This window comes from Thiohalocapsa sp. (assembly GCF_019695415.1).
Classification (GTDB): Bacteria; Pseudomonadota; Gammaproteobacteria; order Chromatiales; family Chromatiaceae; genus Thiohalocapsa.
In genome coordinates, this window is record NZ_JAIFKJ010000295.1 from 1 (window position 1) to 5,360 (window position 5,360).

Annotated in this window: 6 protein-coding genes; 2 read left to right on the forward strand and 4 right to left on the reverse strand. The window is 70.0% G+C overall.

Annotation, left to right across the window (positions count from 1 at the left end):
• The 4 genes from bioC to bioB all read right to left on the reverse strand — a co-directional run.
• Positions 1–942, reverse strand: a 942-nt coding sequence (gene bioC / locus I6U14_RS08590) for a malonyl-ACP O-methyltransferase BioC (RefSeq protein WP_296898483.1), incomplete at its 3' end; no start/stop codon positions are given.
• A 16-nt stretch (positions 943–958) separates the two neighbouring features.
• Positions 959–1,750: a pimeloyl-ACP methyl ester esterase BioH gene (gene bioH, locus I6U14_RS08595; RefSeq protein WP_296898485.1), complete on the reverse strand. Its 792-nt coding sequence runs from the start codon at positions 1,748–1,750 to the stop codon at positions 959–961.
• A complete protein-coding gene (gene bioF / locus I6U14_RS08600) occupies positions 1,747–3,042 on the reverse strand; it encodes an 8-amino-7-oxononanoate synthase (protein WP_296898486.1) in 1,296 nt (431 codons plus the stop codon). Before bioF ends, bioH begins: the two co-directional genes overlap by 4 nt.
• 281 nt (positions 3,043–3,323) lie before the next feature.
• Positions 3,324–4,403 (reverse strand): biotin synthase BioB, encoded by a 1,080-nt coding sequence (gene bioB, locus I6U14_RS08605; RefSeq protein WP_296898488.1) that lies wholly within the window; start codon positions 4,401–4,403, stop codon positions 3,324–3,326.
• Positions 4,404–4,618: 215 nt separating this feature from the next.
• Here bioB and I6U14_RS18270 point away from each other — a divergent pair, with 215 nt between their 5' ends.
• Together I6U14_RS18270 and I6U14_RS18275 are read left to right on the forward strand one after the other, a co-directional pair.
• Entirely contained in the window at positions 4,619–5,020 is a 402-nt protein-coding gene (locus I6U14_RS18270) for a double zinc ribbon domain-containing protein (protein ID WP_367115647.1), read from the forward strand.
• A partial coding sequence (locus tag I6U14_RS18275) for a ComF family protein (RefSeq protein ID WP_367115648.1) occupies positions 4,908–5,360 on the forward strand: 453 nt, incomplete at its 3' end. The genes I6U14_RS18270 and I6U14_RS18275, both read left to right, overlap by 113 nt.

Below are 5,360 nucleotides of genomic sequence, written 5' to 3' on the forward strand. Positions count from 1 at the left end.
GGCAACGGTGTGGTTCGGGTGGCTGGTGGGCTGGAAATGGTGTATAAGAACCCGCCCCCCGGCCACCCGCCTGGGGCCGCGCTGCCGTCCGGCGACGGCATCCGGCGGTATAGCGATGCCGGCGTCCGGGGCGAACTGGCGCTGCGCCTTGGCCGTGACCCAGGCGTGGCCATGGACGACCTCGTAGGTGGCTGGCAGTCGGCCGTCACGACGCTCGCGCTCGTAGGCGTCGGCCAGTGCCGCAAGGCGACGACGGCCCGTGAGCCCGCGCGAGCGGCCGGCGAGCGCGTTGTGCGCACCAAGCTGCTTCAGGTCGCGCATCAGATCGTGCAGTGTCGCGTAGGTGAGGGTCATGCGCTCCACGTCCATCACCGGGTCCGCAAAGCGCGCGCGCACCAGCGCGTCGCCGATGTCGTGCATGTCGAGGAAGGGGCTCACATGCTCGCCCTGATCCGCCGCTGCCCAGGCGGCGCGCAGCTCCCTGAGTGTATCCGGGCCGAAGGTGCTGAACAGCAGTAGCCCGCCCGGGCGCAGCACCCGCAAGAGCTCGCGGAAGCTGGCATCCAGATCGTTGACCCATTGCAGGGTCGCGTTGGAGAAGATCAGGTCGACGGAGTCGTCCGCGAGCGGCACCTGCTCGGCGTCGGCGCAGATGACCCGCGGGCGATTCAGCCAGTGGCCGCGGCGGCGGGCGCGGGCGAGCATGCCGGGGGCGAAGTCCAGGGCGATGAGCTCGGCGCGGCGATAGCGCCGGGCGAGCGCGTCCAGCGCCTTGCCGGTACCGCAGCCGAGATCCAACACCCGCTTGGGTGCCAGCCGTATGTAGTCGAGTCGCTCCAGCATGCGGTTGCCGATCTCGCGCTGCAGCACGGCGACGGCGTCGTAGGTATCGGCGGCGGCGTCGAAAGCGCGGCGGGCGGCGGCCTTGTCTATGACGTTCATTGGTGGTTTGCAGCCGTTACAGGCCGATTACATCCAGAAACTCGGTGATCGCGGCCGCCGTCTGCGGCCCGTGGGAGAGCCAGGGTGCGTGTGCAGCACCCGGCAGGACCCGCACGTGCGCCTCCGGCATGAGCAGCGCTACACGCTGCGCCGCGGCGGCCGGCACCAAGGTGTCGCGCTCGCCGAAGAGCCAGAGCGCCGGCGGGCGGATGTCGGGTAGCGGGCCGCGCAGGTCTTCCTCCCGCAGCAACTCCAAGCCTTGCGCCAGCGCCGCCGGGTCGGGCGCCGGCTGCTCGGCCATGCCGGCACGCAGCCGGCGCAACAGCGCACGCGCGTCCTCTGAGCCTCGGACCTGCAAGGCCAGGAAGCGTTCCAAGGTGCCGGCGGGGTCCGCCAGCAAACCGTCATGGAATTGCCCGAGCGTGCCCTCCGGTACGGCCACCTGCCAATCCACCGCCTGCACGAAGCGGGGGGTCGCTGTGACGAGCACCAGGGCGCCGATGCGCTCCGGGGCGAGCCGCGCCGCCTGCAGCGCAACCAGACCGCCAAGGGACCAGCCCAGCCAGACCGCAGGGGGTTGTGCGGCGTCCCCGAGGCGCAGCGCGGCCTGCTCCAGGCAGGCGCCGGCCCAGTGGTCCAAGGACCACTGGTCAGAGGAGAAGGGTGCACCCCCGTGCCCCGGCAAGTTCAGCGCCACCGGCTCGAAGCGCTCCGTGAGCGCCGACGGCAGCCCGGCCCAGACACCGGCGTTCATACCCCAGCCGTGCACCAGCACCAGGGGCGATTTGTCAGGCGGCGCGGCGCTCATTGGCTGGCCTCGATGCTGTTTGGGTGCCGTGCGCTCGCAGGCCCGCGCCCTTGTTCTTCCCGCTGCGGCAGCTGCGCCAGCAGTTCCAAGAGCTGATCCACATCCTGCTCGCTGTGCGCCGCTGACAGGGTGATGCGCAGGCGCGCGGCGCCCTTGGGCACGGTGGGCGGGCGGATGGCTGTCACCAGCACGCCCCGCGCTTCCAGGAAGCTGCTCCACTCCAGCGCCGTCCGCGCATCCCCAGCCAAGAGCGGCTGAATCGGCGTCTGAGACGGCATCAGCGGCAGGCCGAGCGCCGCGGCGCCGTCGCGGAAGCGCTCGATGAGGGCCCGCAGCTGCTCGCGGCGCCAGTCCTCGTGCACGGCCATCTCCAGCGCAGTGACGGTCGCATGGGCCACCGCCGGCGGCAGCGCCGTGGTGTAGATATAGCTGCGGGCGCGCTGAATCAGGGTTTCGATGAGCACTTCGCTGCCGGCGACGAAGGCACCAAAGGTGCCGAAGGCCTTGCCCAGGGTGCCCACCAGCACAGGCACCTGTTGCAAATCCTGCCCGAGCAGGTCGAGGGTGCCGCGGCCGTTTCGACCGAGAATGCCGAGCCCGTGGGCGTCGTCCACCATGAGGCGGGCGCCATGCCGGGCGGCGACCTCCGCCAGCGCCGGCAGCGGCGCCAGGTCGCCGTCCATGCTGAAGACGCCGTCGGTGACGAGCATGGCCGCGTCGCCGCTGCCGAGCATGCGCCCGAGCGCCGCCACGTCTGCATGCGGATAGCGCTTCAGCCGTGCGCCGGCGAGCCGGGCACCGTCATTGAGGGATGCATGGTTGAGCCGGTCTGCATAAACCTGCTCGCCACGGTCGCACAGGGCGCTGAGAACCCCGAGGTTGGCCATGTAGCCGGTGGAGAACAACAGCGCCCGCGGCCGGCCGGTGAAGTCTGCAAGGGCCTCCTCCAACCGTCGGTGGGCCTCGCTGTGGCCCGTGATCAGATGCGCCGCACCACTGCCGACGCCGTAGCGGCTGACGCCGTCGCGTAGGGCCTCTGCCAGCCCCGGATGGGCGGCAAGCCCGAGGTAATCGTTGCTGCAAAAGGACAGCATGGACCGGCCGTCGACGATGGGCCGGACGCCCTGCGGACCTTCCAGCGTGCGGCGGGCGCGGTAGAGGTTGTCCCGGCGCAGCCGCTTCAGCTCCTGCGCCAGCGCGTGGTCGTCGCGGCGTGTTGAGACGGCGGCCTTGTGGCGGCCGTCGGGGTGGTCGCTGACGGCGGGAGTGTCGGCGATGCGGGCTGTCGTCATGACGCTGCCGGCCGGGCCGGCTCAGGACTGTTCGATGGGCTTAAGGAGATGCTGATTTATTGGGCATCCTGCCCAAAAATCAGACGGAGCCGGAAAACGCGGTTTCCCGGCTCCTTCATTTTCAGCGACTTACGTCGCCGAAAATGGCGGGGCGTCCTGCCCCGCACCGGAAGCGCCAATCAATTGGCGCTTCCTTTGGGAGATGCTGATTTATTGGGCATCCTGCCCCGCACGGGAGGCGCCAATAAACCGTCGCTGCCTTAGACGCGGGGTTCCGCGACTCAGCCCGCGGCGGATGCATCCGGTCGGGCTGTATCGGTATGCCGGTGGCAGGGCCCCGGCTCGGCGCGATCGGGGAGCGCAGCGGCCTCGAAGCTGAGGCCGAGGCGTGCGAACAGGGCGCGGTCCCGCTCGGCGCCTGCGTTGGGCGTGGTGAGCAGCCGCTCACCGTAGAACACGGAGTTGGCCCCAGCAACGAAGCACAGGGCCTGCAGCTCATCGCTCATGTCGTCGCGCCCGGCGGAGAGGCGCACGTAGCTCGCCGGCATCATGACCCGCGCGGCGGCGATGGTGCGCACCAGCTCGAAGGGGTCCAGCTGGTCGGTGCCGAACAGCGGCGTGCCCTCCACCTGCACCAGGAGGTTGATCGGCACCGACTCGGGATGTGCGGGCAGATTCGCGAGCTGGCAGAGCATGGAGGCGCGATCGCGGCGCCCCTCGCCCATGCCGAGAATGCCCCCGGAGCAGGTCTTGAGGCCCGCCGCGCGCACGTGCTCCAGGGTCTCGAGTCGGTCGCGATAGGTACGGGTGGAGATGACCTGGCCGTAGAACTCCGGCGAGGTGTCCAGGTTGTGGTTGTAGTAGTCGAGCCCGGCGTCCTTGAGCCGTCCGGCCTGCTCGGCTGTGAGCATGCCCAGGGTCACGCAGGTCTCCATGCCGAGCCCCTTCACACCTTCGACCATCGCCAGCACGGTGTCCAGGTGCTTGTCCGTCGGGTTACGCCACGCGGCCCCCATGCAGAAGCGGGTTGCGCCGGCAGTGCGGGCGCGGCGGGCGGCGTCGAGTACCTCGTCCAGGGGCAGCAGGCGCTCGCGAGTCAGCGCGGTCTCGTGGTGGGCGCTCTGGGAGCAATAGCCGCAGTCCTCCGGGCAGCCGCCGGTCTTAATACTCAACAGCGTGCTGAGCTGGATGCGGTTGGCGTCGAAATACGCGCGATGGGCGGTCTGGGCCGCGAAGAGCAGGTCGTTGAAGGGCTGCCCGAGGAGGACCTCGGCCTGCTCGGTGGTCCAGTCATGGCGGACGACGGCGCCGGCGGTGCTTTGCGGGAACTTGGAGGCAGGCTCTGGCGTGAAATCGGGCATGGGCGGGCTTGGGCGTGCGGCTTTCGGAGCACAGTGACTAAACGGCCATCGTCCCGTGCATGGGCGGGGCTGTCAACCAAAGTGGACGGCATCGGTTGACCACGGAGACTTCGTTCGGCTCGCATCGCTGGTTCCCGAGTGAGCGGATCGGGCACAATGAGAGCGATTTCGACACCGTCTCATCGCGCGCACGCTGGGTCGCTGCGCTTAGCATTATGCCGACGACGCGCCTGCCATTGTACACGCGGCCCGCCGGTCTATTCGGGCTGTTGTTCCCACCGACCTGCGTCCTCTGCGGGGCACCCGGCGACGACGACCTCGACCTCTGCTGGGGGTGCCGCCAGGAGCTGCCCGACCTCGGCCCTGCCTGCGTACGCTGTGCGCTGCCGCTGCCGGCGCTGCCATCAGCGCCCACGGACACGGACGGTCCCCTGTGCGGACCCTGCCGACGCAAACCACCGCCCTTCGCGCGCGCGCCATGCCGCGTTTCGCTACGAACAGCCCGTGCCGGCACTGGTGGGCGGACTCAAGTTCGGCGGCCGGCTCAACACGCTGCGGCTGATGGGCCTATTGCTGGCGGAGTCATTGGCGGCGTCGGTAGCGTCGCCCGAGGGTGATCGGCCGGCGGCGATCGTGCCGGTGCCGCTGCAGGCTCGCCGCCGGCGCGAGCGCGGCTATGATCAGGCCCTCGAGCTGGCGCGCATCGTCGGCCGCCAGCTGGCGCTGCCGGTGCTGGCGGGGGGCTGCGAGCGCGTGCGCTCGACTCCGCCCCAGGCGGACTTGGAGGCCAAGGCCCGGAAGACAAATCTGCGCGGGGCCTTTCGGGCGACACGACGGCTTGATGGGGCACATGTGGCGGTGTTAGACGACGTGGTGACCACCGGCAGCACCGTCCGTGAGATGGCGAAAGTGCTGCGGCAGGCCGGGGCTGCTCGGGTGGATGTGTGGTGTCTGGCG

What these genes read in the sequence shown, in the direction of transcription:
- I6U14_RS18270 (WP_367115647.1), top strand. Translation starts at nt 4,619, where the DNA reads ATGCCGACGACGCGCCTGCCATTGTACACGCGGCCCGCCGGTCTATTC.
- bioB (WP_296898488.1), bottom strand. Translation starts at nt 4,403, where the DNA reads ATGCCCGATTTCACGCCAGAGCCTGCCTCCAAGTTCCCGCAAAGCACC.
- bioF (WP_296898486.1), bottom strand. Translation starts at nt 3,042, where the DNA reads ATGACGACAGCCCGCATCGCCGACACTCCCGCCGTCAGCGACCACCCC.
- bioH (WP_296898485.1), bottom strand. Translation starts at nt 1,750, where the DNA reads ATGAGCGCCGCGCCGCCTGACAAATCGCCCCTGGTGCTGGTGCACGGC.